23 protein-coding genes are annotated in these 24,283 nt (G+C 53.1%); 11 read left to right on the forward strand and 12 right to left on the reverse strand.

Annotated features, from left to right (window positions below; all coding sequences use genetic code 11):
- Positions 1 to 18 precede the first annotated feature (18 nt).
- The 5 genes from araH (at position 19) to HEP82_RS04215 (ending at position 5,360) form a co-directional block, all read left to right on the forward strand.
- Positions 19 to 1,005, forward strand: a complete 987-nt coding sequence (gene araH / locus HEP82_RS04195; RefSeq protein ID WP_192456936.1) for an L-arabinose ABC transporter permease AraH — start codon at positions 19 to 21, stop codon at positions 1,003 to 1,005.
- Positions 1,006 to 1,105: 100 nt separating this feature from the next.
- Positions 1,106 to 2,050, forward strand: a complete 945-nt coding sequence (araC, locus tag HEP82_RS04200; protein WP_192456937.1) for an arabinose operon transcriptional regulator AraC — start codon at positions 1,106 to 1,108, stop codon at positions 2,048 to 2,050.
- 111 nt (positions 2,051 to 2,161) lie between these two features.
- Positions 2,162 to 3,211, forward strand: a complete 1,050-nt coding sequence (locus HEP82_RS04205; RefSeq protein ID WP_192456938.1) for an oxidoreductase — start codon at positions 2,162 to 2,164, stop codon at positions 3,209 to 3,211.
- A gap of 106 nt (positions 3,212 to 3,317) precedes the next feature.
- Positions 3,318 to 4,064, forward strand: a complete 747-nt coding sequence (locus HEP82_RS04210; protein WP_192456939.1) for a YnfC family lipoprotein — start codon at positions 3,318 to 3,320, stop codon at positions 4,062 to 4,064.
- 300 nt (positions 4,065 to 4,364) lie between these two features.
- The gene (locus HEP82_RS04215) at positions 4,365 to 5,360 is read left to right on the forward strand and encodes a bile acid:sodium symporter family protein (RefSeq protein WP_192456940.1); all 996 of its coding nucleotides are present in this window, start codon (positions 4,365 to 4,367) and stop codon (positions 5,358 to 5,360) included.
- Positions 5,361 to 5,548: 188 nt separating this feature from the next.
- On the opposite strand, the gene add is transcribed toward HEP82_RS04215, so the two are convergent.
- The 3 genes from add to manA all read right to left on the reverse strand — a co-directional run bounded on the left by add (position 5,549) and on the right by manA (position 9,532).
- The gene (gene add, locus HEP82_RS04220; RefSeq protein WP_192456941.1) at positions 5,549 to 6,562 is read right to left on the reverse strand and encodes an adenosine deaminase; all 1,014 of its coding nucleotides are present in this window, start codon (positions 6,560 to 6,562) and stop codon (positions 5,549 to 5,551) included.
- Between the two features lie 183 nt (positions 6,563 to 6,745).
- On the reverse strand, positions 6,746 to 8,290 hold the full coding sequence (locus HEP82_RS04225) for a YdgA family protein (protein WP_192456942.1): 1,545 nt from the start codon (positions 8,288 to 8,290) through the stop codon (positions 6,746 to 6,748).
- Between the two features lie 57 nt (positions 8,291 to 8,347).
- On the reverse strand, positions 8,348 to 9,532 hold the full coding sequence (gene manA / locus HEP82_RS04230) for a mannose-6-phosphate isomerase (protein WP_192456943.1): 1,185 nt from the start codon (positions 9,530 to 9,532) through the stop codon (positions 8,348 to 8,350).
- Positions 9,533 to 9,710: 178 nt separating this feature from the next.
- Between manA and fumC the strand changes: the two genes are divergently transcribed.
- Positions 9,711 to 11,114 (forward strand): class II fumarate hydratase, encoded by a 1,404-nt coding sequence (gene fumC, locus HEP82_RS04235; RefSeq protein WP_192456944.1) that lies wholly within the window; start codon positions 9,711 to 9,713, stop codon positions 11,112 to 11,114.
- Positions 11,115 to 11,134: 20 nt separating this feature from the next.
- Here the strand turns inward: fumC and tus are convergent, their stop codons facing one another.
- The 3 genes from tus to HEP82_RS04250 are packed head-to-tail and all read right to left on the reverse strand — an operon-like array spanning position 11,135 to position 13,516.
- Entirely contained in the window at positions 11,135 to 12,058 is a 924-nt protein-coding gene (gene tus / locus HEP82_RS04240; protein WP_192456945.1) for a DNA replication terminus site-binding protein, read from the reverse strand.
- Complete coding sequence (locus HEP82_RS04245; RefSeq protein WP_192456946.1) at positions 12,040 to 12,210, reverse strand: hypothetical protein; 171 nt, start codon at positions 12,208 to 12,210, stop codon at positions 12,040 to 12,042. The genes tus and HEP82_RS04245 overlap by 19 nt, the downstream gene beginning before the upstream one ends.
- A gap of 58 nt (positions 12,211 to 12,268) precedes the next feature.
- Positions 12,269 to 13,516, reverse strand: coding sequence for an MFS transporter (locus tag HEP82_RS04250; RefSeq protein WP_192457100.1), 1,248 nt, complete (start codon positions 13,514 to 13,516; stop codon positions 12,269 to 12,271).
- 134 nt (positions 13,517 to 13,650) lie between these two features.
- On the opposite strand from HEP82_RS04250, the gene HEP82_RS04255 reads away from it, so the two are divergent.
- The 3 genes from HEP82_RS04255 (at position 13,651) to bioD (ending at position 16,696) form a co-directional block, all read left to right on the forward strand.
- Positions 13,651 to 14,565 carry a LysR family transcriptional regulator gene (locus HEP82_RS04255; protein ID WP_192456947.1) on the forward strand — a complete coding sequence of 305 codons (915 nt, stop codon included), beginning with the start codon at positions 13,651 to 13,653 and terminating at the stop codon, positions 14,563 to 14,565.
- A gap of 117 nt (positions 14,566 to 14,682) precedes the next feature.
- On the forward strand, positions 14,683 to 15,900 hold the full coding sequence (gene mlc / locus HEP82_RS04260; RefSeq protein ID WP_192456948.1) for a sugar metabolism global transcriptional regulator Mlc: 1,218 nt from the start codon (positions 14,683 to 14,685) through the stop codon (positions 15,898 to 15,900).
- A gap of 130 nt (positions 15,901 to 16,030) precedes the next feature.
- Entirely contained in the window at positions 16,031 to 16,696 is a 666-nt protein-coding gene (gene bioD, locus HEP82_RS04265) for a dethiobiotin synthase (protein WP_192456949.1), read from the forward strand.
- A 231-nt stretch (positions 16,697 to 16,927) separates the two neighbouring features.
- Here bioD and HEP82_RS04270 read toward each other — a convergent pair whose 3' ends face one another.
- From HEP82_RS04270 to HEP82_RS04280, 3 genes are all read right to left on the reverse strand, one after another.
- On the reverse strand, positions 16,928 to 17,263 hold the full coding sequence (locus HEP82_RS04270; protein WP_192456950.1) for a DUF1283 family protein: 336 nt from the start codon (positions 17,261 to 17,263) through the stop codon (positions 16,928 to 16,930).
- A 360-nt stretch (positions 17,264 to 17,623) separates the two neighbouring features.
- Positions 17,624 to 18,373 (reverse strand): bifunctional NADP-dependent 3-hydroxy acid dehydrogenase/3-hydroxypropionate dehydrogenase YdfG, encoded by a 750-nt coding sequence (gene ydfG, locus HEP82_RS04275; RefSeq protein ID WP_192456951.1) that lies wholly within the window; start codon positions 18,371 to 18,373, stop codon positions 17,624 to 17,626.
- Positions 18,374 to 18,550: 177 nt separating this feature from the next.
- Complete coding sequence (locus HEP82_RS04280; RefSeq protein WP_192456952.1) at positions 18,551 to 19,741, reverse strand: cytochrome P450; 1,191 nt, start codon at positions 19,739 to 19,741, stop codon at positions 18,551 to 18,553.
- A gap of 189 nt (positions 19,742 to 19,930) precedes the next feature.
- On the opposite strand from HEP82_RS04280, the gene HEP82_RS04285 reads away from it, so the two are divergent.
- Positions 19,931 to 20,698, forward strand: a complete 768-nt coding sequence (locus tag HEP82_RS04285) for a class I SAM-dependent methyltransferase (RefSeq protein WP_192456953.1) — start codon at positions 19,931 to 19,933, stop codon at positions 20,696 to 20,698.
- A gap of 90 nt (positions 20,699 to 20,788) precedes the next feature.
- Here the strand turns inward: HEP82_RS04285 and HEP82_RS04290 are convergent, their stop codons facing one another.
- Both HEP82_RS04290 and HEP82_RS04295 read right to left on the reverse strand, forming a co-directional pair.
- On the reverse strand, positions 20,789 to 22,018 hold the full coding sequence (locus HEP82_RS04290; RefSeq protein WP_192456954.1) for a glycosyltransferase family protein: 1,230 nt from the start codon (positions 22,016 to 22,018) through the stop codon (positions 20,789 to 20,791).
- Between the two features lie 58 nt (positions 22,019 to 22,076).
- Complete coding sequence (locus HEP82_RS04295; protein ID WP_192456955.1) at positions 22,077 to 22,892, reverse strand: mannosyl-3-phosphoglycerate phosphatase-related protein; 816 nt, start codon at positions 22,890 to 22,892, stop codon at positions 22,077 to 22,079.
- Between the two features lie 412 nt (positions 22,893 to 23,304).
- Between HEP82_RS04295 and HEP82_RS04300 the strand changes: the two genes are divergently transcribed.
- A complete protein-coding gene (locus tag HEP82_RS04300; RefSeq protein WP_192456956.1) occupies positions 23,305 to 23,568 on the forward strand; it encodes a hypothetical protein in 264 nt (87 codons plus the stop codon).
- Positions 23,569 to 23,715: 147 nt separating this feature from the next.
- Here the strand turns inward: HEP82_RS04300 and HEP82_RS04305 are convergent, their stop codons facing one another.
- On the reverse strand, positions 23,716 to 24,279 hold the full coding sequence (locus HEP82_RS04305) for an RNA polymerase sigma factor (RefSeq protein WP_192457101.1): 564 nt from the start codon (positions 24,277 to 24,279) through the stop codon (positions 23,716 to 23,718).
- Between the last annotated feature and the right edge of the window lie 4 nt (positions 24,280 to 24,283).

Genomic DNA, 24,283 nt, shown 5'->3' on the forward strand with positions numbered 1-24,283 from the left:
CCGCCAAGGAGTCGATAAATGTCTACAGTGAGTTCTCCTGCCCACGCCAGCAAATCACAAGGCCTGAGTCTGTCCCGCATTTGGGATAACTACGGCATGTTGGTGGTGTTTGCTGCGCTGTTTCTGGCTTGCATGTTATTCGTGCCGAATTTCGCTACCTTCGTCAACATGAAAGGCTTGGGTTTGGCGATATCCATGTCGGGCATGGTGGCCTGCGGTATGTTGTTCTGCCTGGCTTCCGGTGATTTCGACTTGTCGGTCGCCTCGGTGATTGCCTGTGCCGGCGTGACCACCGCAGTGGTGATCAACGTCAGTGAAAGCCTGTGGATCGGCGTGGGCGCCGGGCTGTTGCTGGGGATGGCGTTCGGCCTGCTCAACGGGTTTGTTATCGCCCAGCTGAAAATTAACGCCCTGATCACTACGTTGGCCACGATGCAGATTGTACGCGGTCTGGCGTACATCATCTCGGATGGTAAAGCGGTAGGTATTGAAGACGAGCGTTTTTTCACCCTGGGCTATGCTAACTGGTTGGGACTACCGGCGCCGATCTGGCTAACCGCTATCTGCATGGTGCTGTTCGGGTTGCTGTTAAATAAGACGACCTTTGGCCGTAACACGCTGGCGATCGGCGGTAATGAGGAAGCCGCACGGTTGGCCGGGGTGCCAGTGGTGCGAACCAAAATTATTATTTTCGGCCTGTCCGGGCTGGTTTCCGCAGCGGCGGGCATCATCCTGGCGTCACGGATGACCAGCGGCCAGCCGATGACGTCGATTGGTTATGAGCTGATCGTGATTTCAGCCTGCGTACTGGGCGGCGTGTCACTGAAAGGCGGTATCGGCAAGATATCCTATGTGGTGGCTGGGGTGTTGATTCTGGGGACGGTGGAAAACGCTATGAACCTGCTGAATATTTCACCCTTCGCCCAGTATGTGGTGCGCGGTCTGATCCTGCTGGCGGCGGTCATTTTCGACCGCTACAAACAACTGGCAAAGAAAACCGTCTGATCAGGGGAAGTCCCCAGGAATGGGACGAAGGATGATAATGGGCAGATGAACATTATCTTGATGAATTTGCCTTGATGCGTATTGCTTTTCAGGAGGCCGAATGTATCACCGTATGGCGCATGAAACCCAGTCCAACCCGCTGTTGCCCGGCTATGCATTCAACGCTTATCTGGTCGCCGGATTGACGCCTATTTTGGCGGGCGGGCCATTGGATTTTTTCATCGACCGTCCCGATGGCATGAAGGGGTACATCATCAATCTGACTATCAAGGGGCAGGGGAAAGTGTTGGATGGCGATGAAACTTTTTATTGCAACCCAGGCGATCTGTTGCTGTTTCCGCCGCGTTCCCGCCACTACTACGGTCGCGCCCCCGGCAGTGATTGTTGGTATCACCGCTGGGTCTATTTCCGACCGCGCGCCTACTGGGCAGACTGGCTGGAATGGCACAGCCGGGGATGCGATGTCGGCCGGCTAACGCTGTCAAGCACCACCTTGTTGCAGGAGTTCGATCGGCTGTTTGTCCATATTGAACAGACGCATCGATCCGGCCGCCGGTTTTCTGAGGAGCTGGCGATGAATCTGTTGGAGCGGTTGCTGATTCGGGCGATGGAAGAGGATCCACAAAGCCCGGAGCGCATTATGGATCCCCGCATTATTGAAGCTTGTCAGTATGTAACGGGTAATCTGGCGGGTGAACTGCGTATCGATGAGGTGGCGCGCCATGTCTGTTTGTCGCCGTCGCGGTTGGCGCATCTGTTCCGGGAGCAAGTCGGGGTGAATATTCTGCGCTGGCGCGAAGATCAGCGGGTGATACGTGCCAAGCTGTTGCTGCAGACGACACAGGAGTCCATCGCCACCATTGGCCGGGTGGTGGGCTATGACGATCAACTGTACTTTTCCCGCGTCTTTCGTAAGCGTGTTGGCGTCAGCCCAAGCGATTTTCGGCGCCGGCACAGTGAAATCCACCGGCCGACGGAGCCGTCGTCGGATGGCAGATGGCGCGAGGATGCCGCGGAGAGCCCGCGGCTGGTGGTCGGTTCCTGAGCACGATTCACGGTAAGCCCACTGAGAGTTGACCGGGTGCGGTGCTATACTCATTTTTCCATGACGATAGAGGGCCTGATATTCAGGCCCGGTTACTGAGGGGAAATATGTATGGCAGAAACTCTCCGAGTCGGGTTGCTAGGCTATGGTTATGCCAGTAAGACGTTTCACGCACCGCTGATCATTTCTACTCCCGGCCTGATGCTGGTGGCGGTGTCCAGCAGCGATGCCGACAAGGTTCATGCCGATTTGCCGTCTGTCCGCGTCGAACGCGAGCCGCAAGTGTTGTTCAACGATCCTGATATCGATCTGATTGTGATCCCCACGCCTAACGATACCCATTTCCCGCTGGTGAAACAGGCTCTGGAAGCCGGCAAACATGTGGTGGTGGATAAGCCATTCACAGTGACGTTGTCACAAGCTAACGAGCTGAACCGGTTGGCGCAGAGCCGGGGAAAATTACTCTCCGTCTTCCATAGTCGCCGTTGGGATAGCGATTACCTGACGTTGCGGCAATTGTTGAGCACCGGCGTATTGGGCGATGTGGTGTATATGGAATCACACTTTGACCGTTACCGGCCGGAGGTGAGAAAACGCTGGCGCGAAGATGGCAGCGTCGGCAGCGGCATCTGGTACGATCTCGCGCCTCATTTAATTGACCAGGTTCTGCAACTGTTCGGTCAACCGGTATCTATCCAGGTGGATATGGCGCAACTGCGGCCGGGCAGCAAATCGATCGACTATTTTCATGCCACGCTGCTTTATCCGTTGCGGCGAGTGGTGCTACATAGCACCATGCTGGCGGCGGCAGAAAGCGCGCGTTTTGTCGTTCATGGCACGCAGGGCAGCTACGTGAAGTTCGGGTTGGATCCGCAGGAGGGGCTACTGAAAGAAGGGCAGCGTCCGGACGACCACGCCGAGTGGGGCCAGGATCAACGCGACGGTGTGCTGACGGTGTGCCAGAACGGCGTTCTCGCGCAGCAGACGATACCCACTATCCCCGGTCAGTATCAGGCGTACTATGCGGGGATCCGCGATGCAATACGAGGTGATGGCGAAAACCCGGTACCCGCTGAGCAGGCAATCAAAGTGATGGAGTTGATTGAACTGGGGCTGGAGTCTTGGGAGCAGAAAAAGGCCATGACATTGAAGAACCATTGACCGGATGCCCGCTAACGGTGTTGCCGTTAGCGGGAGCTACAGCCATTATGGGGGGCCGCCGACGTATTTTCCGTCGGTTTTTTCGATCCACCAGGAGACGCTGTTCATGAATATAAAAACCGGCATTGCATTCTCGCTCGCCGCCATCATCTCGCCTTGCGCCAATGCGTTGGATGCGTTCAACCCGGTTATTTCGAATATGTCCGTATTGTTTGATTTCAATCCGGCACGGGGTGATATCCGGACGCTGACCAGCAGAATCTACAATGACGATGGCTCGCTGGACTATGAAATGAATCTGCTGATGGATCGTCAGGGCTGCGTGACGGCATTCGGCGCGAAGAACGTGTCGGACAAGAAGTTCACCGAGTTATTCCGAAAAGATCACGCATTGAAAGGCAAGGATGAGCGTGGCGAGGTGACATTGACTCTTGATGATAAGTGTCGGTTCGTCACAAAAACGGATTCCACCGGAACGGCCAAATTTACCTATGGCGAAAACGGGTTGATCACATCCGTCTCTTCCGCGAAGACCGGGCAGACGGTGATGACATATCAGTATGATACGTTCGGCATGCTGGCAGGGGTTGAGACGTTCATGAACGGGAAGACTTTCCTGCAAAATCGGCTCCAGTGCGATGTTGCTGGGGATAAACCCTTTGATTGCCTGTCCATGACGCGGGTTCAGGGGATAACGGTTGCCACCATCAAAATGAATTGCGACTACGATGATAATGGGCTGGCATATCAGTGCAACATGCTTTCTGTGTTGGGGCGCGGTGAGAAGCAAAAACTCCGCAAACAGCGCGTCAGCACTACGGTGACGTATTATCCCCGTACCGACATCATATAAACCCAAGGATTGTCCGCGCTGACATTACCGATTCGCCAGGTTTAGAGGCGGCGGTTGAATAAGTGTTCAGTCTTTGAGGCGTAAGCTGTATTGCACGAGATGGATCGTTCAGGCGCCGCGTAACGTCAGGCAACAATAGCCGGGCAGCAACAATAAGTTGATAGCGCTAGAGGTTGTGTTTATGTTGATGTTTTGCCGCACGCTTTGCGGCAATAATGGATACACCCGAATAGCCGAATGTTTTCGACAGGCGATCCCAGGATCGCCTGTATTTTTAGTGGCAGAGGATGAAAGTACGTTATGACATGGTTTCAGCGCTTGAAGATTGACAAATTTTTGCTGGTTTTGATTTGCGTGGTGATCACCGCATCGATATTTCCCTGTGAAGGGGTTATCAAAGTCTTTTTCGAAAACCTGACGACGGCGGCCATCGCGCTGCTGTTTTTTATGCACGGCGCCAAGCTGTCCCGCGATGCCATTACCGCAGGGATGGGGCACTGGCGGCTTCATCTGGTGGTTTTCGCCAGTACCTTCATTCTGTTTCCTCTGCTCGGCATAGGTATGTCCTTTCTATCGCCGCAAGTGCTGACGCCGAGCCTGTATCTTGGTTTTCTTTATTTGTGTGCGATGCCCGCTACTGTTCAGTCCGCCATTGCGTTTACCTCCATGGCGGGCGGCAATGTGGCGGCAGCTATCTGTAGCGCGTCGTCTTCCAGCATTCTTGGCGTGTTCTTATCGCCGATTTTGGTGGGGCTGCTGATGAATACCCAGGGGGCGCAGACCGACACGTTGCATGCTATCGGCGCTATTATCATGCAGTTGATGGTGCCTTTCGTTATTGGTCATCTGTCCCGCCCGCTGATCGGCAAATGGGTCGATCGTCATCGTAAACTGATTAATATCACTGACCGGTCATCCATTTTGTTGGTGGTGTATGTGGCGTTCAGCGAAGCGGTGGTGCAGGGGATATGGCATCAGATCAATGGCTGGTCGCTGTTGGCGGTGGTTGCGGTATCGCTGGTACTGCTGGGGATAGTGATTTGTGCAACGACGCTGGCCGCCCGCAAGCTGGGATTCGATACTGAGGATGAGATTACCATTGTGTTTTGCGGTTCCAAAAAGAGCCTGGCCAACGGTATCCCCATGGCGAATGTGTTGTTTCCGGCTGCGGCGGTGGGCACCATGGTGCTGCCACTGATGATTTTTCATCAAATCCAATTGATGGTATGTGCGACGCTAGCCCAGCGTTACGCGAAAAAGGCCTCGGCACAGAAAAGCGAAAAGCAGACCGGTTGAGATTGCATTACTCAGTTCGAATGATGCAATCGCTTGTGCTGAGTTTATTTTATGCCTGGAATGGCAGCCAATGGCTGATCACTCACCACCATTGGTCGGTGCTGCCTGCAGAATAACTTTTTTGCTGTTGAGACAGAATAATCAAAGCGGATACCCCAGGTATCCGCTTTGGTTTACGTCGTGAGGCGTTAGGCCTGGCGCTGGAGGACTCGCTGGCGGATACGCGCTTTTTCCTCTTCGGAAATGAAGGCAACGTTCAGACCGTTTTCCTGCGCCTGTCGCATATTTTCTTGTGTCAGCCCGGCCAGTGGCGCGGCCACTTCATATTCATGGCCAATATCAATGCCCTGAACCGCAGGGTCGTCAGTGTTGATGGTGGCGGGAATGCCGTGGTGCAGAAAATGCACCAACGGATGTTCAGCCAATTCTTTGACGGTACTGGTCTGCAGATTGGAGGTCAGGCAGGATTCGATGCCGATTTGGTACTCCGCCATATATTCCATCAGTGTGCTGTCAATAATGGCGGTAACGCCGTGGCCGATGCGCTCGGCGCCCAGATGTTCAATCGCCTGCCAGATACTTTCCGGCCCGACGGCTTCGCCGGCATGCACGGTAATATGCCAACCTGCATCTTTCGCTTGCTTGAAATGACGGGTGAATAACGAACCAGGGTAGCCCAGCTCATCGCCCGCCAGATCGACCGCAACAATCTGATCCCGATACGCCAGCAACGCATCCAGTTCCTGTTGACAAGCCTCGGTACCAAAGGTGCGGCTCATGATGCCGATCAGGTTGATGTCAACATGGTGGTTGTAGTCGCGACAACCGGCAGCGATACCGTCAATCACGGCTTCGACTACGCCCTGCAACGGCAGATTGTGGCTGCGCGCCATGTAATAGGGGGAAAAGCGCAGCTCCGCATAGTCCAGCCCGGCGTGAATAGCGTCCACGACGTTTTCATAAGCGATGCGTCGGCAGGCATCCAGCGAGCCGAGGACGGCAACGCCCCAGTCAAGTTTTTGCAGGAAACGCAGCAGATCGGGTTCATTGTTGACAACCTGAATATGCGGCAAGAGTGCAGTGACGTTTTTTCCGGGGAGGGAAATGTTAAATTGGCGGCCCAGATCAAGAATGGTTTGAGGGCGGATGTTGCCATCAAGGTGGCGATGGATATCCGTCAAAGGAATACGCGGATCGATCATGTTATGCTCTTTATAAAAAATCCATCAATTAAGTTACTGTCAAGTATAAGAATAAAACCTTGCGGTTTGCCATCGAATAAACCGAAAAGAGAGTGTTAATCCTTGGAATCGACGCTTGATGGGATAAGTATTAACCATTGATGGCGGTTATGAAAAGGCACCCATTTGGGTGCCTTACATTGATTATTTAGCTGTCGGCGTTGATGGTTCCGCTGGAGTCTGCGTGTCATCGTCGCCTTCTTCTTCCGTTCCTTCCTGCGTCGGTACGCTGATGAACGGTGCGAGGAATTCCGCCAGCGGAATCTTACGCGCGTTGAACGTTACGAAGCCGTCCGCATACTGCAGTGAGCTGGTGATGGCGTTATTCTGGGTAACGGTTACTTGACTCATCTGGCCGATATTGGCCATCAGCTGTGTTTGTTGCCGGGCCATGGTCTCCGTCTGTTTTTTCTGCTCGTCGGATGTGGCTTTGGGCGCGGTTTGCACCATAAGCTCCGTGATCATATCCAGCGGTACGTTCAGCTTGGCGTCTACCTTCTTCACCGAATTGCGGAACAGCGTTTCTTCGTCTGATTGGGCGGGGGCGGCTGACGTCGCCGCGGCTTTTTGCAGCGGATCCGTCATATCGATCGCGAAAGTGAAGGTACTTTCGCCCTTGGCGTTTTTCCAGCTCAGCGGCGCGACGCTGATGGTCGGATTGCCTTTTAGCAGCAAGGGCAGATTGTGCAATACCACGGATGACAATTGTTGGGTATAGGTATCCGCCGTCGTGTTGTCGTCGATGTTTCTCAGCATCTCGCGATACGTTTTATGGTACTCGGTGGCAAACTGCTTGGTGCCCTTGCCGTCGAAGCCTGAGAAGTTGATATTCATCATCAGGCTACCCAGATTTTGATCACGCCACATGATGGAACCGAGCGTCAGCGCGGACTTGCCAGCCAGATTGGTGGTGTCTTCCGATACCTGGCTTGTCAGCGCTAAATCGTTAATAGTGACGCTGTCACCTTCCTGAATATCCAACGCCAGTTTTTTCAGCGTCAGTGTGTTGTCGCCCAGATCAATATCGAACTTCCCTTTGTGGGTATTGCTGGACAGCGCCATGTCCTGCAGAGACAGTTTTTCCGTTACCCCGTCAATCCGATTTTTCTCCATGAGCAGGCTGCCGAGGGTTCCGGAGATCTCGGCGGCGCGTAGATCGCTGGAGAGATTCAGTTGCAGACTGGCGCCGCTGAAATTGAGTTTTGTATCGGGGGATTGTGTATCCAGCGCAAGCAGCATCACCGTGGAATGAGTATCACCGTTATATGAGATGCGGCTATCAACCGAGATAAAGGGTTTGTTGCTGGTCATCTCAAACAACGGCTTTACGGCTTCCGTATTCGCCAGTTCAGCATGTACCGATGCCATGACCGGCGCCAGCGAGAACGGCCGAATTGGGAATGGCCCGTGGGATATCTCGGCGTTGACGACGATCTCTTTATCTGCGGCCGGCTCGCCTTCTGTCTGAACCACCAGAGCCAGCCGGCTGGTGAACACGCCACGCTGGTAGTCACGGTAGGCCACTTTCAGGCGGGAATTGGGGTAGTTGGTTTTTAATACGTTATTGAGGCTATCGGTGGCTTCACCAATGTGCTTTTCAATTTGCTGCCCCGTTATCCAAGAGGCACCGGTCCAGATAGCGCCAAGTGCAATGATAACGCCAACTGCCACTACGGTCTTTTTTGCCACGGTATAGTTCCTTGTTGATGAATGATGCCTGCACTCCGGCGAAGAAAGAGGCAGCCGTTATACACTTAACGGTTGATTATAAACGCGGGCGATGTGCCCCTCACCCTGAACGCTGACTGCTGCATCATTAGCCGGAATAAAGCAGGACTCGCCCGGCGACAGCATTACCGTCTGGTGGCCATTATCCAATAGCGCTTTCCCGTTGATACAGAAAATAATCGCCGCACTGGACAACGTGATGGTTTGGGCTTGCTGATCCAGAGAGTGCAGGGAAAAAGCAAAGTCATCGACCGGGATCGGGAAGCGCAATTCGCTGGCGTTTTTTATCGGTCGGGTGAGCAAACTTTCCGCCGTTCTGCCGACAAATTTAACGTTGGCAACCAATTCGGGGATATCGATGTACTTGGGGGTTAACCCGGCGCGTAGCACATTGTCGGAATTAGCCATCACTTCCAGACCAACGCCATGGAGGTAGGCATGCGGCGTTTCCGCATGCAGGAACATGGCTTCGCCTGGCTGGAGCTGGACAACATTCAGCAGCAATGGAGAAAACAGCCCGCTGTCGTCGGGATAAAACTGTGCGATGAAACGTATCGTATCCCAGGGTTCACCCCGGTTTTTCTCCAGCGAATCAAACAACATGTCAAGCGCCCGGCGTTTTTCCTCGCCTGACATATTCAGCAAGCTTGAGAACAGAATGGACAGATTATTACTGTCAGGCTGTTGCAGAAACGCGCCGATAGCCGGATGCGCGTCGGCCAATGGGGTGAACTGGCTGATCATGTCCGATGACTCCCGGAAGCCATTCATGGCCAGAAACGGCGTCAGTGCAAATACCAACTCGGGTTTGTGGTTGGCATCTTTGTAATTGCGTTCAGGTGAATCGAATGGAATGCCGGCGGCGTTTTCACGGGCATAACCTTCTTCGGCTGCGGATTTGGAAGGATGTACCTGAATAGAGAGCGGCTGTTCGGCGCAGAGTACCTTGAAAAGAAATGGTAATTCGCCGAAGCGACGCGCCACGGCGTCACCCAGCGACGCGGATAAATCCGCAGTGATGCGATCGCGTAGATTGTGTTCGGCGCCATTGTCGTCAAGGACGAAAGAACTGCTTTTAGGATGTGCGCCCATCCACAGCTCCGCCATCGGCAACCCATCAGGATTCGCAATGCCATAGAGCTCGGTCAAAGCGTGTTTGCTGCCCCAGGCATAGTGTTGGATGTTGTTGCGCATTTTTTGCATGACGGCTTCTCATTGTTAAATTAACTGTTAAATTTGGCCATGAATACGAGGGTTCAATCAGAGAAATATTGTGTCGTATTTATCGATAACGGCCATGGTAATGCTTTATAAGCCATGATTCCAGAAGGATAAAATCCGTCAGCCTGATGAAATGATGTTTATTGTGAAGGAGAAAACCGTGTCTATAACTCGAGTGGAAAAAGATTCTATGGGCGAAGTGTCTGTCCCCGCTGATAGATTGTGGGGGGCACAAACCCAGCGCTCGCTGGAGCACTTCCGTATTTCTGAAGAGAAAATGCCTGCCGCTCTGATTGCCGCATTGGCGCTAACCAAACGGGCGGCTGCGCGTGTTAATTGTGACCTGGGATTACTGCCGACGGATCGGGCCGACGCCATTATTCATGCCGCTGACGAGGTTTTAGCTGGGACGCACGGTGCCGAGTTCCCGCTGGCGATCTGGCAAACTGGGTCCGGTACGCAAACCAATATGAATATGAATGAAGTGCTGGCCAACCGAGCCAGCGAACTGTTAGGGGGCGTTCGTGGCGGCGACAGGCGGGTTCACCCCAATGACGATGTCAATAAGAGCCAGAGTTCTAATGATGTTTTCCCGACGGCCATGCATGTTGCCGCCGTATCGGCCGTGCGGGAACATTTGATTCCGCAATTGACGGCTTTGCAGCATACGTTGGCCAATAAGGCCGGGCAGTTTCGGCATATTGTGAAAATCGGCCGTACCCATTTACAGGATGCCACGCCATTAACCCTGGGGCAGGAAATATCCGGATGGTGCGCGATGTTGGAACACAGCCGCAGGCATGTCGAAAACACGCTTCCCCATTTATGTGAGCTGGCGTTAGGAGGAACGGCGGTGGGTACCGGCCTGAATACGCATCCGGAATATGCGCGCCGCGTAGCGGAGGCGCTGGCTGAATTGACGGGGCATCCGTTTGTCTCGGCACCCAATAAATTTGAAGCGCTGGCGACGTGCGATGCGCTGGTGCAAGGACATGGCGCGTTGAAGGGGCTGGCCGCTTCATTGATGAAAATCGCGAATGATGTGCGCTGGCTGGCTTCCGGGCCGCGATGCGGTATCGGCGAGTTGCGTATTCCGGAAAATGAACCCGGCAGTTCAATTATGCCGGGCAAAGTGAATCCGACGCAGTGCGAGGCGTTGACCATGGTGTGCTGCCAGGTGATGGGGAATGATGTCGCGATCAACATGGGGGGGGCCTCCGGTAATTTTGAGCTCAATGTGTACCGGCCCATGATTATTCATAATTTTTTGCAATCAATCCGCCTGCTGGCCGACGGTATGAACAGTTTCAATGTCCATTGCGCCGTGGGGGTTGAACCGGATCTGGTGCGTATCGAACACTTGTTGAACGATTCCCTGATGCTGGTGACTGCGCTAAATCCGCACATCGGGTACGACAAAGCGGCGGAGATTGCCAAGCGCGCGCATCATGAAGGGCTGACGTTGAAAGCAGCGGCACTGAAACTGGGATATTTGACGGAATCCCAGTTTGATGAATGGGTTCGGCCGGAAAATATGGTCGGCAGCATGAAGCGTGGACAGTAAAGGATGAAGGCCTGCCCTAACTAGCTCTCGTCAACATAGAGATGCAGCCGGGGAATGATAAGCCGCAACGGTTTCGCCTGAGGTTTATGTCGATGTCGGATGTTTTCGGCATCATAATCCCCGAGTTCGCCGATAATAGGCATCATGCCTTCCTGGCATAGCACCAGCAGCGGTGATGGGCAGGGATACTGTACTTGTTTCTGCTCATCCGGATACCAGACCCGGGCAATCGGTTGTACTTTGACCGGGCGTTTGATTTTCAATATCGCACTGGCCGGTAGCGCGTTTATCTCATTAATTTCAGCAGCGATCAGCGATGCTCGCTGTTCTTTGCTGTAGGGCGCCACCGCGCGGCCGGATTGCAAGCTTTTTTCCAGTTTTGCCAGCAGCTCTTCGCGCGTCAAATTTTTAATGATGTTTTTATTGGCCCAACCAAAACGAACGGATGCGGGGTCGGTCAGCATGATGACCTGACGATAAGCGCTTAATGTGATCAATCCGCGAAGGTGGGTATGTACAAAATCAAAGCGTTGCTCAGGCTCCAACCCGGATTCGACGGTGATAATCTGTTCCAGCGCTGACTTTAACTGGTTGATTTTCGCGATCAGGTTGCTGGCGGCTTGGCTTTCCTGTGACTTCACGGTGAAACAAAGCACACCGGGGAGGCGAATCGCCGATTTGCTGCTGACGCGCTCAGAATAATGGTGAATGAATAACCGCCGAAAATGTTGTAGCCCCAAATCTCGCGCCGTTTCACCCGTATGACGGCAAACCGCGATGCGGTTGACCGGGTCGTGTTCACAGCCTTTGTCCACCGGAGGCAACGGATGAATACATCCCCCCAGATAGTGGAAAGACAAAAATAGCTGTTGCATGTCTTTCAGTGCCATTTCCATATGTTGAAAATGAGTCGTCATGCGTTCTATTAAATCGTATGCAGCCATAGAGGTATCTTATTAGTTACAACATACTGTTTATTTAAACTCAAAACAGCCTCCTCAAGCAACAGCAGATCGTACATCAGCTCAACAGGAAGAATAAGGCACAGTTTCTCGTCAAATATCCCCCGTTTCAGTGCCGCTGCTTTCAACGTCATCCCTTCACTACCTCCGTCGCCTTGTCGCCCCCGATATGTGGATTTAGGCGTAATGGGGTTATTTGTGAGTCAATGCATTAAGTTTGAACCCGACTAGTACGGCTATGAACAGCAGCAAGGATAAGAACACGACGACACCATTCCAGCCATAGTGATACCAAAAGAATCCACCGGTTGTTCCCGCCAAACTGGAACCCAAATAGTAGAAAAACAGGTACATGGAGGCTGCCTGACCTTTGGCGCGTTGTGCACGCAGCCCAATCCAGCTGCTCGTCACCGAATGGGAGGCAAAGAAGCCAGCCGTGAACAACATCATGCCGCAGAAGACCGCAATCAATGAGTCGCACATCGTTACAAGCAATCCCAACAACATAAGCGCAGTAAAACCGACGAGTACCGGCCCGCGACCAAAACGGACAGTCATCGCGCCTGCGCGAGGAGAGGCGTAACTACCGGTCAGAAAAACCACGGACAGCATACCGACCACGGTTTGGCTCAGATGGTAAGGTTCAGCCAGCAGGCGATAGCTAATATAGTTGAACAGCGTTACAAAAGACCCCATCAGCAGGAAACCTTCCACAAACAGCAAGGGCAGACCGGCATCCCGCCAGTGCAAACGGGCATTGATTAGCAAGGTTCGCGGCCGCAGGGAGCCGGCGCGAAAATGACGGGACGCCGGCAACGCTCGCCAAAAAGTGATGGATGCGGCCAACGCAATAAAACCGATCGCCGCCATGGCTATACGCCAGCCCAAAAAATCGGTCATGACCCCGGTCAGCAACCGACCACTCATACCGCCAATCGAGTTACCGCTGATATACAACCCCATGGAAAAGGCCACTACGCTCGGGTGAATTTCTTCGCTCAAATACGTCATCGCGACTGCGGCAACGCCGCTTAACGCTAAGCCGGTTAAGGCGCGCATCACCAGGATGGCGTGCCAGCTGGTCATAAAGCTGCATATCAGCGTACAGATTGCCGCCAACAGCAACGAAACCACCATGACGTTTTTACGTCCGATGGTATCGGACAAGGGGCCGGTAAACAGTAGCCCGATCGCCATCGTGATGGTTGATACCGACAAGGACAGGCTGCCGGTAGCCGGAGAAACGTCAAACGTCAGCGACAACACCGGCAGAATCGGCTGAACGCAGTATAAAAGGGCAAAGGTAGCCAGGCCGGCGGAAAACAGCGCCAGCGTCACCCGAATGAACTGGGGCGTACCGCGACTGATGAACGGAATTTTATAGGTCGAAATAGAGTTTTTACGTGGATACTGAATGTCATCAATGACAGAAGCAGACATTCCATGCGAAGACAGCGGGGTACTCAAAATAAATCCTTATCCGGAAAAACGGTAAAAGCTTCAGTGAGCGCATCATAGAATCCCGCCATTGTTTTGTATAATATATTAATAATTAATATTGATACTTTAAAAATATGAATATCGAACTGAGACATTTACGCTATTTCATTGCCGTCGCGGAAGAACTTCATTTTGGCCGAGCGGCGGAAAAATTGAATATATCCCAACCGCCGTTGAGCCAGCAGATCCAAATACTGGAAGAGCAGGTGGGCGCCAGGCTGCTGGAACGCAATAACCGTAATGTCCGTCTTACACCAGCCGGACAGCAATTTTTAAAAGAATCCTGGGGAATCATCAATCAGGTCAATCAGGCAGCGGAGCGGGCGGCGCGCATCCAGCGGGGAGAACTGGGCGAGCTCAGTATCGGTTTTACGTCCTCTGCGCCGTTCGTCAATAAAGTGTCGCGCAGTTTGCTGCATTTTCGCCAGGCTTATCCCGATGTCCACATTCAGATGCTGGAGATCAACACCAAGCAGCAGATCGAACCGCTGCTCAGCGGTAAGCTGGATCTGGGGGTTATGCGCAATAATCCGCTGCCCGATGCGTTGCACCACCAACTGTTATTGCATGAACCGATGGTCGCCGTGGTGCATGAAGAACATCCGTTGGCGTTATCGCCGGAGGAATGCATCAGCATCCAGCAACTGGCCAACGAGCCCTTTGTCTTTTTCTCCCGAGAAGTGGGCACCGCGTTGTACGACGAAATCCTGACCTTACTGAAAAAATACGATATCAAACCTTATATTACGCAGGAGGTGGGCGAGGCGATGACCATTATCGGTCTGGTTTCCTCCGGCCTGGGGGTGTCGTTGTTGCCCGCGTCATTCCGCCGTATTCGGGTTGATGGCGTGAAATATCTATCCCTGAAAGAAAAGGATGCCATTAGCGAAATGTGGCTGGTGACACCGCAGCATCGGCCGTTGACCTCGGCCGCACAAACGTTAATTGCCTTAATGCTGAGCACCAGCAACAAAAAATATGTGCGTTAAATCACATATCGAATCAAATATTTGACGGCCCCCGGCAAAAGCTACACCATAGCCACAGTTTTTTATTTTGCAGCGTGAAAAATAACGTCACGCATAACCGCCAGGAGCCGTGCCAGAGTGATTGCCAGTGGTCAGCCCGGACACATCGATCAGATAAAACAGATGAATGCAGGAGGCGTGTATCGGCTGATTGATGAATATGGTCCCATCTCGCGCATTGAGCTATCCAAGAAGGCGCAGCTCGCACCGGCCAGTATCACTAAAATCGTGCGTGAACTGATGGATGTCCATCTGGTAAAGGAAACGGAATATCAAGAAATCGGCAGTCGCGGCCGGCCCGCTATCGGTCTGGTGCTGGATACGGATGCCTGGCACTACCTTTCCGTGCGCATCAGCCGCGAATGGGCGACGCTGGCGCTCCGTGATTTGAGTAGCAAACTGGTGGTGGAGGATGACGTTCCGCTACCGGCGAAACATGCGGTGTCGCTATTGGATCGGCTCCTCTCTGAAATTGACCACTTTTTTATTCGCCACCAGAAAAAGCTGGAGCGTCTGACCGCCATCGCCATCACATCCCCCGGCATGGTGGATTCAACCACCGGCATCATTCATCGCATGCCGTTTTACAATATCGAAGACATGGCTATCGGCCCGGTGTTGACTGAACGGACTGGCGTACCGGTTTACCTGCAACACGACATCTGCGCCTGGACGATGGCCGAGGCGCTGTTCGGCGCCGCCCGTGGATGCCGTAATATTATTCAGCTGGTGATCGACCACAATGTCGGGGCTGGTGTGATTACGGATGGGCGCATTCTGCATGCCGGCAGCCGTAATCTGGTGGAGATCGGCCATACGCAAGTTGACCCTTACGGTAAACGTTGTTACTGCGGTAATCACGGTTGTCTAGAAACGGTTGCCAGTACCGAGAGCATGCTGGAGCTGGCGCAGCAGCGGTTGAGCGTGTCCATGAGTTCGATGCTGCACGGTTCACCGCTCAGCGTCGAGTCGTTGTGTTCCGCCGCGCTAAACGGCGACCCGCTCGCACGGGATATCATCATGGACGTCGGCAATAATGTGGGACGTATCGCCGCCATCATGGTCAATTTGTTCAACCCGGAAAAAATCCTGGTCGGCTCCCCGCTGAATCAAGCCGCCGATATCCTGTATCCGGCCATGATGGACTGTATCCGTCGGCAAGCGCTGCCAGCCTATAGCCATAATCTTCAAGTTACCGCCACGCATTTCTACAATCAGGGAACCATTCCCGGTGCCGCGTTGGTGAAAGACGCGCTCTACAACGGTTCATTGTTAATAAAACTACTGCAAGGGTAGTGGACTGACAGACAAAACATTGAGCTAACGCAAGCTGCCCGCCAGGGGCATCGCCTAGACTTTTAACCTTGTAAGTATGTGCTTGTTTGAGGTTATTTTTTCAGGTGGGACCTGCCGGAGTGGTATTTTCATGTTAAAGCGTATTTTTGTTACAGGTACCGATACAGCCGTTGGTAAAACGATTGTATCCAAAGCGTTATTACAGGCGCTGACGAAGGCCGGCAAAACCGTGGCGGGTTATAAACCCATCGGCAAAGGCTGTACGGAGATGGAAGCAGGGCTGCGTAACAATGATGCGTTGATTTTGCAGGAAGCATCATCACTGACGCTGTCCTACGAGCAGGTAAATCCGGTGGCGCTGATGGAAGATGAAATCAGCGCCAGCGAAGGGGTAATCAACTATAGCGCTATGACGCAAGGCCTGAACCAGCTTGGCGAAATGGCGGACGTGGTGATCGTGGAAGGCAGCGGCGGTTGGCGAACGCTGATGAACGATATGCGTACTTATTCCGACTGGGTAATACAGGAACAACTGCCGGTGATTTTGGTGGTTGGCATTAAACTGGGGTGCATCAATCATGCGTTGCTGACGGCGCAAGCGGTCATCAATGACGGGTTGCCGCTGGCTGGCTGGGTCGCTAACCGTATCAACCCAGGGCTTGCCAATTACGCTGAAATTATCCATGCCTTGCGTAAAAAGATCCCAGCGCCGCAGCTGGGTGAGTTGCCATACCTGCCGCGTGCCAGCCAACGCGATTTATCGTCTTACATCGATCTGTCCGCGTTGATGCAATAAAGCGCTATGTCACAGCAATGACGCAACCCAACCCGCTCCCGGAGTCAAGCGTTCGCCTTCTCCGGGATCTTTTTGTCATCATGCCAGCACCCTTAACATCATCGGGTATCCATCAATGCTCGCCCATTCCATCGGCAGGTGTTGCCGCTGGGGGTATTGTTGCTTTTGCAAAAAACAAGCCTGACGAAAGTCAGGCTGGAAGAATAAAAATGTTAACGGGTAGACAAATAATCAGGGCATCGCCGGGCGACCGGTTCGGCGGTCAAGGCAGCGGGAGGTTTTGGCTTCCCAATACGCATTAAAGTTGCTGCTGGCGTTACATTTTTCTTCGCCATCGATCGCACGTTCCACCTTATCGAATTCTTTTTCAGCGCGGCTGTTGACCTTTCGACGCAAATTGCGGGTGTCATTCCATTGCTCGCTACTTTGCCGTGCGGCTTCTTTGGACAGGGCGCTGTTGCCGTTTTCGATAATCACATGTTGCGTGGCGGCCTGTGTGGGCTGCCAGAGGCCGACCGTCAGCAAACCGGCCAGAGAAATAAGTAAGTTACGAGATGTTTTCTGCATTGTTCACCCAGGGTGACATAGTGTGAATGACGACGCGATTCCAGACATACCAGAAACGCCATAAAACTATAGCATCATTAAAGCGTTATGAAACCCTTACCTAACGCTTACAGATGTTTCAAGTTGATGTATTCCACATATCATCACACATTACGCCGGACGGGGGAGGTCAATGACAATGCCGGATCGCACACCGGGCTGAAGCACCTGAAACCTTACGCTAATCAGTAGTTCCCGGCTCGCCAACATTGACGTAAAACATCAGGTATGGTGCGTGATAGCGACACAAAAAACGCCCTGATGGGCGTTGACGGCAGAGGTCATCAGCGCCGGGGGAAAAATACCCACCGGCGTCGGAAATCATTCTTCGCGATGAACCTTCAACCCAGCATAGGTCTGATTGACCGGCATCATTTCGAGCGTATTGATATTCACATGTGCGGGCAACGTCGCCACCCAGAATACGGCTTCCGCTACGTCGTCCGGCGTCAGCGGATTGGCTTTGTCATAAGTCTGGCGCACCTTATTTTCATTACCTTTGAAACGTACCGCTGAAAATTCAGTGCCGCCTACCAGGCCCGGTTCGATGTTAGTGACCCGCACCTGGGTGCCGAACAGGTCGGTACGCAGTCCTAAACTGAACTGACGGACAAATGCCTTGCTTGCACCGTAGACATTGCCGCCGGCATAAGGCCAGTTACCCGCCGTAGAGCCAATATTGATAACATGGCCGATATTCCGCGCCACCATGCTGGGCAATACAGCGTGAGTCATATACACCAGCCCTTTGTTATTGGTATCGATCATGGTTTCCCAATCATCGACTGAAGCCTGATGCGCCGGCTCCAGGCCCAGCGCCAATCCGGCGTTGTTGACCAAAACATCAATATGACGCCATGCGTCAGGCAGTGCGGCAATCGCCTGTTCGACCGCCTTGCGATCGCGGACATCCAGACGCAGCACATGCACCGCTTCACCGAATTCCGCTTTCAATGAATCAAGACGTTCCTGACGGCGCCCGGTCGCGACGACCTGGTGTCCGGCCTTGATGAATTTCCGGGTAATCGACTCGCCAAATCCTGCGGTGGCGCCAGTGACTAAAATGATCATGCGTGTTTTCCTCTGACTGCGGTTTTTTACTTATCCTTTTCAATCAGGATGATAATACACCTGCCGGCGCAGGCGTCCTGACCGGTATGACTGTGGGCTAGTTTACGCGAAAGATCCAGCCATACGTGCTCTACATCATGATTATCTCCGCCGCGCGCTGGACAGGAGCGCGGCGTTTCACCATACGATGGGTAGCGCCTTGACGCCGCGCAGGTTTGCCCTGTGGTTGCGTTCCACGCCTGATTTCAGCGGACGCATTACCGGTAGGCGAGTCAGAATTATCTCCAGCGCGACTTCCATCTCCGCTAACGCCAGTCGGTAGCCTAAACAATGGTGTATACCGCCGCCGAAAGACAACGCGCGGCCTTCCTTGCGCCGGATATTCAAGCATTCCGGCGCGGTAAATACCGCCGGGTCATGGTTGGCGGCCCCAAGGATGAGAAAAAGACTGGTGCCTTGTGGAATGAAATGGCCCAGCACGTCAATGTCGTCCAGCGCCATACGGTAGACCATCTGAACGGAGCTGTCGTATCGCAGACACTCCGTCACGGCTGCGGGGATGAGGGCGTGGTCTTGCCGCAGCAGATCCAACTCTATCGGGTTGTCGTGCAGAGCCAGCACCGCATTGCATACCATGTTTGAGGTGGTTTCATGCCCGGCGATAAACAGCAGTATGACGTTGGCGATAATCTCATCGTGCTGCAATCTGTCACCCTCATGCTCACTGCGTAAAAAAAGCGACACCAGATCATCGCCAGCGTTTTTCCGGCGGGCAAGGATGAGGGCGCTGAAATAATCGTGCAACGCAGTAAAGGCTTCACCGGCGTTCAACAAGTCTGTCTCGGTAATCTGCGGGTCAAAGACTTTTACCAGCGCAGAGGCCGCCGCCCCAAGTGCCTGTACATCCGACTCAGGAACATCCAGCATCCTACAGATGATGCGAACCGGAAGCGGGAACGCAAACTCCTTTGCCAAATCGCAGGTTCCCCGCGCAATAAAGGTATCGACCAATGCATTCGCTGTCGCGACGGCCATTTCCCTGAGCGGCTGAATCTCTTTGGTACTGAAATATTTCATGATCAAGCCCCTCAGCCGGGTATGCTCCGGCGGGTTCATGACCAGAAACATTTTACCGATGCCTTTGAATACCGGCCGTTCTGCGACGTCGTCGCCAAAACGCAGCCGAACGCTTTCCATGTAGTTTTTGCCAGCTCGACGGTCATTCAGCAGGGCCTCTACGATGGCGTGACTGCCGCTGATCATGACGTGCTCACCGGCCTGGATAAGCGGCCCCTGCGCATGGAGTTTTCGATACAAAAGAAAAGGATTATCCGAATATTGTGGGTTCATCAGTTCATTAAGCAGCATACCGTTACCTCCGGATATGTCGTGGTTAAAGGTACATTGGCGGAGAAATCAGTTTACTAATGAAAAAATAACCAATTGTTATTATTTCATTTCGAGATATAAATTTACGCCGATACCCCACCTGAATGGACTGATGGCGGTATTATTGTGTTGAATGTTTAATTCCACCTGGCAAAACAAGGAACCGTCATGGAAAAGAGTAAGAGTCATCAACAAGCCGTTGAACAACAGTTCGGCAACCAGGCGCAGGCCTATCTCTCCAGCGCTGTACATGCACAAGGCGAAGACCTCAACGAACTGGCCCGGCATTTTCTCAATACTCCTCAGGCACACGTACTGGATCTGGGATGCGGAGCCGGCCATGTCAGTTTTACTTTGGCCAGCCGGGTCGCGCAGGTTGTCGCCTGCGATTTGTCGCCCCGCATGCTGGAGGTTGTCGCTCAAACTGCAGCGGAGCGCGAATTGACGACCGTCACTACCCGCCAGGCGGTTGCCGAATCGCTCCCGTTCGCAGATGCAAGTTTTGATGCGGTCATCAGCCGGTATTCCGCACACCATTGGCAGGATGTCCCTCGCGCGTTGCGCGAAGTGAAGAGGGTGCTCAAGCCCGGTGGCGAGGCAATCTTTATCGATGTGGTCTCACCCGGTCATCCGATGCTGGATGTGTTTCTGCAAACCGTGGAGATGCTGCGGGATACGTCCCATGTACGTGATTACGCCCCAGGAGAATGGTTGACCTTCTGCACCGAAGCCGGATTGAATATTAAATCGCTCACCACCGCCCGTCTGCCTTTGGAGTTTCAGAGCTGGGTGGCACGCATGCGCACGCCGGATGCTTTCGTTGTCGCCATTCAGGCCCTGCAGAAAACCGCATCGGCCCCGGTAAAACGTCATTACGACATTCAGGACGACGGATCGTTTACGGTAGATACGGCATTTATTGTCGCTTCATGTTAACACTGGCGAACCGAACAGTTAGGGCAGGCGCATTCCCCAGCGCTCGCCCCCAGTGCAAGATACAGATGTGATGTGTTCAGCCTCGTCAGGCTATCTTCCGCCGCTCATTTCCTGATTATCTGCTTCTACTGCCTCATAAAGGCGCTCCAGAATATCAGGAAATGCCGACTGCACCCGGTTCCAGCTTGGTACAAACGGTTTATCCCCCGGACTGTCGTTATAGACCTGTCCAGACAGGGTGATCACATCGGCAAACAACTCTACCGCAGACTCTTCCGTATGCCGGTCAAAATGCAGGCCATTCATGCGGGCGTCATGCTCAAACGAATCGATCATATCTAATGCCGTGCGATAGTAGGTCGCTCGCAGCACCCGAAACGAATCGGCGGTGATCCCAACCCCCTGAATCGCCAGTTTGCGATATAGCGCCTTGGTGATATCCATCGCCATGCGTTGCAAACCGGAAGTGGGGTCAGACTCGGACATGGGCTGATGCTTATGGTCGTAGTTATCGGCGATATCTACCTGACAGATACGACTGGTCGCCGTACCGCGATGAATCTCCGACAATACGCCAATCTCCAGCCCCCAATCGCTGGGAATACGTAAGTTGCGCAGGATGTGGCTACGCATGGCGAATTCGCCGGACAGCGGATAGCGAAAACTGCGCATATATTCCAGGTAATCCGAATTGCCATACACGTTTTGCAGCGATTTTAGCAACGGGAAAACCAGCAAACGGCCAACACGGCCATTCAACTTTCCATCAGCGACCCGGGCGTAATAACCTTTGCAAAAGTCGTAATGAAAGTGCGGATTGGCGATGGGATAGAGCAGCCGCGCCAGCAGGCTGCGGTCATAAGTGACAATGTCACAATCATGCAATGCAATACAGGACGTTCGTCTAGAGGCCAGCGTATAACCGACACAAAACCATACATTGCGCCCTTTACCGGCCTCCATCGGCGCCAATTCCCGTTCCGCAAGCTCCTGGCTGAGTTTGGTCAACCGAGGGCCGTCATTCCACAGAATCCGATGACGCTGGGGCAGGCGGGAGAAAAACTCGCGGGCGAAACAGAATTGTTCCGCGTCGGCCCGGTCAAGCCCAATCACAATCTCTCCCAGATAAGGAACCTGCGCCAGTTCGTCAATAATTTTTCCCAGCGCCGGCCCTTCCAATTCGGAGAACAGGGAAGGGAGGATGAGCCCCATACTGTTCTGGCCAGAGAAAACCTGTAGGTCATATTCCAGTTCTTCGACATTACGGTGGGTAAGATTATGGAAATTGGTGATGATGCCATCCTGATAAAACTCACTCATAGCAGTCGCTCCCTTAACAGAAATCCGCGTCATTGACGCAGAACAAGCGTCACGGTGGTCATACTGACAACGCGATATGATCCAGACCTTCGCGCCACCCTGCGGGCCCCGTCTGTTGAGTACGGTAATAACGGCCCCGGAATTCTGGTGACAGCGTCACCTTCTCGCTCACGTACCCACGAATGACGACGGCGTAATCCATTGCCTCCAGTAAAGAAATATCATTAGGCCCATCGCCCAGACCAATGGCGAAAAAAGGGCGTTCTTCCCGCTGCCGGTACTGCGACAGCAACCAATGAACGGCAGCACCTTTACTGACCGAACGGCTCATCACATGGTGGAAACGTCCGCCTTCAGTTAGGGCGAGCTGATAGTGCGCCAGACAACGGACAAACTCCGCCATGGCCTCGGCACTGTCTTGCCAAATCAGCGGCTCCGAGGCCAGTCGCTGCCGGGCCAACGCCGCTAACGGTTGGCTCAAACCGGTCGCCTGAGCCACCTGAGTGGTATCCATATCGGCAAATCCGGTGAATGCAAACCGGTGGCGAACGCGCAACTCCTGCAAACAACGGCAAATTGCCTGATAGTCGGCCGCCACAACGTGCTGCGGAAAAGCGGGGTGATCATTCCAGTCGGCAGGAAGTGTAATTGCTGCGCCGTTTTCCGCGATGAATGGCGCGCCATCCAGCCCCAATTTCCTCTGCAACGGGCAGAGTTCCGCAGCAGTCTTGCTGCTGGTCATCACCACCGGGGCATGGCACGCTTTTAACCGAGCCAGCCATTCTGCAGCAGGCGACCAGTCATACGAGTGATGATCCAGTAACGATCCGTCGAGATCGGTAAAAATCATCCAGTCTGATGTGATTCCAGGCATATTTTCTCCTGCTTATGGATATAAAAACCTGCGGGACACGGCCGGAGGAAAGGCGGATGGAAAACCACAGAGACTTATCAATCAGATAGTTATGATGATAATACTTAAACTTTGCTCTATAAGCCTATGCATTGACCGGCGTTTGCGCAAATCGAATATGGCCAAATGGTGATAGGAGATAGTTATCACCAGATGCAACATTCGCCGATGTTTGATGACGAACCGCCCATAAATACATCGGAAGGTGATTTTTTTGCTGCGCTGTGCTTACGCATTGAAGAGTATGAGGCAATGCGTTTTCCACTGGATTAACCTGAATTCCGAATCCCAGTCATCTAAAGGTAAGAAAACCGTGAAGCATAAAATCCGACGCCGTAACCAGCGTTGGCTGTCAGAGCAATACCGATACGCCATGCTCAATGATCTGCCGATGTCATTTTTTACTCATATCTCAACGCAACGTGCCGAGATGAATAACGCCATGCGGTTAAAACGTCGCGGGAAGCTGCTGCCGTGTTGGGAGCGTGCCATGTTTTTTCCTGGCAGCGTATCGCTACCATTCATCAGCTCACGCGGCAAAACTTACTATTATCAGATGTTTTTTGAGAAGGCTGATGTTCCTGAGAGCTATCAGGCGCATTGGCTGGAACCCGTTGATGACGAGGATGATGATTGACCAGCCCGACGCCAGAACCCGCCTGACCTTACCTTGGTTCGTATAATGTATATTATGTTAAATTAACGAATTCAATATCGACAGGCGTAACGACTCGCTTATAGCGAGTCCAGCTCCCCCCATTTGGCGATCTTGATCGCAGCTGTATTAATCCTCCGTCAATGCATCATAGACATTGCGCAGCCTGGCTCTCAGGTGGAGAACCGCTTTGTGTTTGCGGGACAATAACGTCTGAACGCTAACCCCTGTTTCTTCGGTCAAGTCGTTATAGCTGTAGCCCTGCAACTCGGTTTTTTCGAACACTTCACGTTGTGCGGATGGCAACGTCGATAAAGCGGCATCCAGTTCGTCCCACAGCAACGCTTTCAGATACTCATCCTCCGGTGTTTGCGGTACACCAAACAACGTTTCCGCCAGTTCATCTTCCGGAGAATACCCGTCATCGTCGTCTTCTATGAAATATCCAGATAACGGCAACTCCCGCTTTTTACGTGCGCGGTCGGTCATTTCATTACGTGCTGCACGAAACAACCAGGCGGCGACGTTCTCCACCGGTTGTTCCACCTTCATCAGCTGATAGGTAACTTCCTGCAAAATGTCATCGGCATCATCTCGTACCGCCGTTCGGCCACGGATGAAGGCCATCAGCCGCGACTGACAAGCTTTGATTGCTGAAATCAGCAGCGACTCCCCCGCCATTTCGACTTTCATCTCG

Source organism: Musicola keenii (assembly GCF_014855505.1).
Classification (GTDB): Bacteria; Pseudomonadota; Gammaproteobacteria; order Enterobacterales; family Enterobacteriaceae; genus Musicola; species Musicola paradisiaca.

What these genes read in the sequence shown, in the direction of transcription:
- araH (WP_192456936.1), top strand. Translation starts at nt 19, where the DNA reads ATGTCTACAGTGAGTTCTCCTGCCCACGCCAGCAAATCACAAGGCCTG.
- araC (WP_192456937.1), top strand. Translation starts at nt 1,106, where the DNA reads ATGTATCACCGTATGGCGCATGAAACCCAGTCCAACCCGCTGTTGCCC.
- HEP82_RS04205 (WP_192456938.1), top strand. Translation starts at nt 2,162, where the DNA reads ATGGCAGAAACTCTCCGAGTCGGGTTGCTAGGCTATGGTTATGCCAGT.
- HEP82_RS04210 (WP_192456939.1), top strand. Translation starts at nt 3,318, where the DNA reads ATGAATATAAAAACCGGCATTGCATTCTCGCTCGCCGCCATCATCTCG.
- HEP82_RS04215 (WP_192456940.1), top strand. Translation starts at nt 4,365, where the DNA reads ATGACATGGTTTCAGCGCTTGAAGATTGACAAATTTTTGCTGGTTTTG.
- add (WP_192456941.1), bottom strand. Translation starts at nt 6,562, where the DNA reads ATGATCGATCCGCGTATTCCTTTGACGGATATCCATCGCCACCTTGAT.
- manA (WP_192456943.1), bottom strand. Translation starts at nt 9,532, where the DNA reads ATGCAAAAAATGCGCAACAACATCCAACACTATGCCTGGGGCAGCAAA.
- tus (WP_192456945.1), bottom strand. Translation starts at nt 12,058, where the DNA reads ATGGCTGCATACGATTTAATAGAACGCATGACGACTCATTTTCAACAT.
- HEP82_RS04245 (WP_192456946.1), bottom strand. Translation starts at nt 12,210, where the DNA reads ATGACGTTGAAAGCAGCGGCACTGAAACGGGGGATATTTGACGAGAAA.
- HEP82_RS04250 (WP_192457100.1), bottom strand. Translation starts at nt 13,516, where the DNA reads ATGTCTGCTTCTGTCATTGATGACATTCAGTATCCACGTAAAAACTCT.
- HEP82_RS04255 (WP_192456947.1), top strand. Translation starts at nt 13,651, where the DNA reads ATGAATATCGAACTGAGACATTTACGCTATTTCATTGCCGTCGCGGAA.
- bioD (WP_192456949.1), top strand. Translation starts at nt 16,031, where the DNA reads ATGTTAAAGCGTATTTTTGTTACAGGTACCGATACAGCCGTTGGTAAA.
- HEP82_RS04270 (WP_192456950.1), bottom strand. Translation starts at nt 17,263, where the DNA reads ATGCAGAAAACATCTCGTAACTTACTTATTTCTCTGGCCGGTTTGCTG.
- ydfG (WP_192456951.1), bottom strand. Translation starts at nt 18,373, where the DNA reads ATGATCATTTTAGTCACTGGCGCCACCGCAGGATTTGGCGAGTCGATT.
- HEP82_RS04280 (WP_192456952.1), bottom strand. Translation starts at nt 19,741, where the DNA reads ATGCTGCTTAATGAACTGATGAACCCACAATATTCGGATAATCCTTTT.
- HEP82_RS04285 (WP_192456953.1), top strand. Translation starts at nt 19,931, where the DNA reads ATGGAAAAGAGTAAGAGTCATCAACAAGCCGTTGAACAACAGTTCGGC.
- HEP82_RS04290 (WP_192456954.1), bottom strand. Translation starts at nt 22,018, where the DNA reads ATGAGTGAGTTTTATCAGGATGGCATCATCACCAATTTCCATAATCTT.
- HEP82_RS04295 (WP_192456955.1), bottom strand. Translation starts at nt 22,892, where the DNA reads ATGCCTGGAATCACATCAGACTGGATGATTTTTACCGATCTCGACGGA.
- HEP82_RS04300 (WP_192456956.1), top strand. Translation starts at nt 23,305, where the DNA reads ATGCTCAATGATCTGCCGATGTCATTTTTTACTCATATCTCAACGCAA.
- HEP82_RS04305 (WP_192457101.1), bottom strand. Translation starts at nt 24,279, where the DNA reads ATGAAAGTCGAAATGGCGGGGGAGTCGCTGCTGATTTCAGCAATCAAA.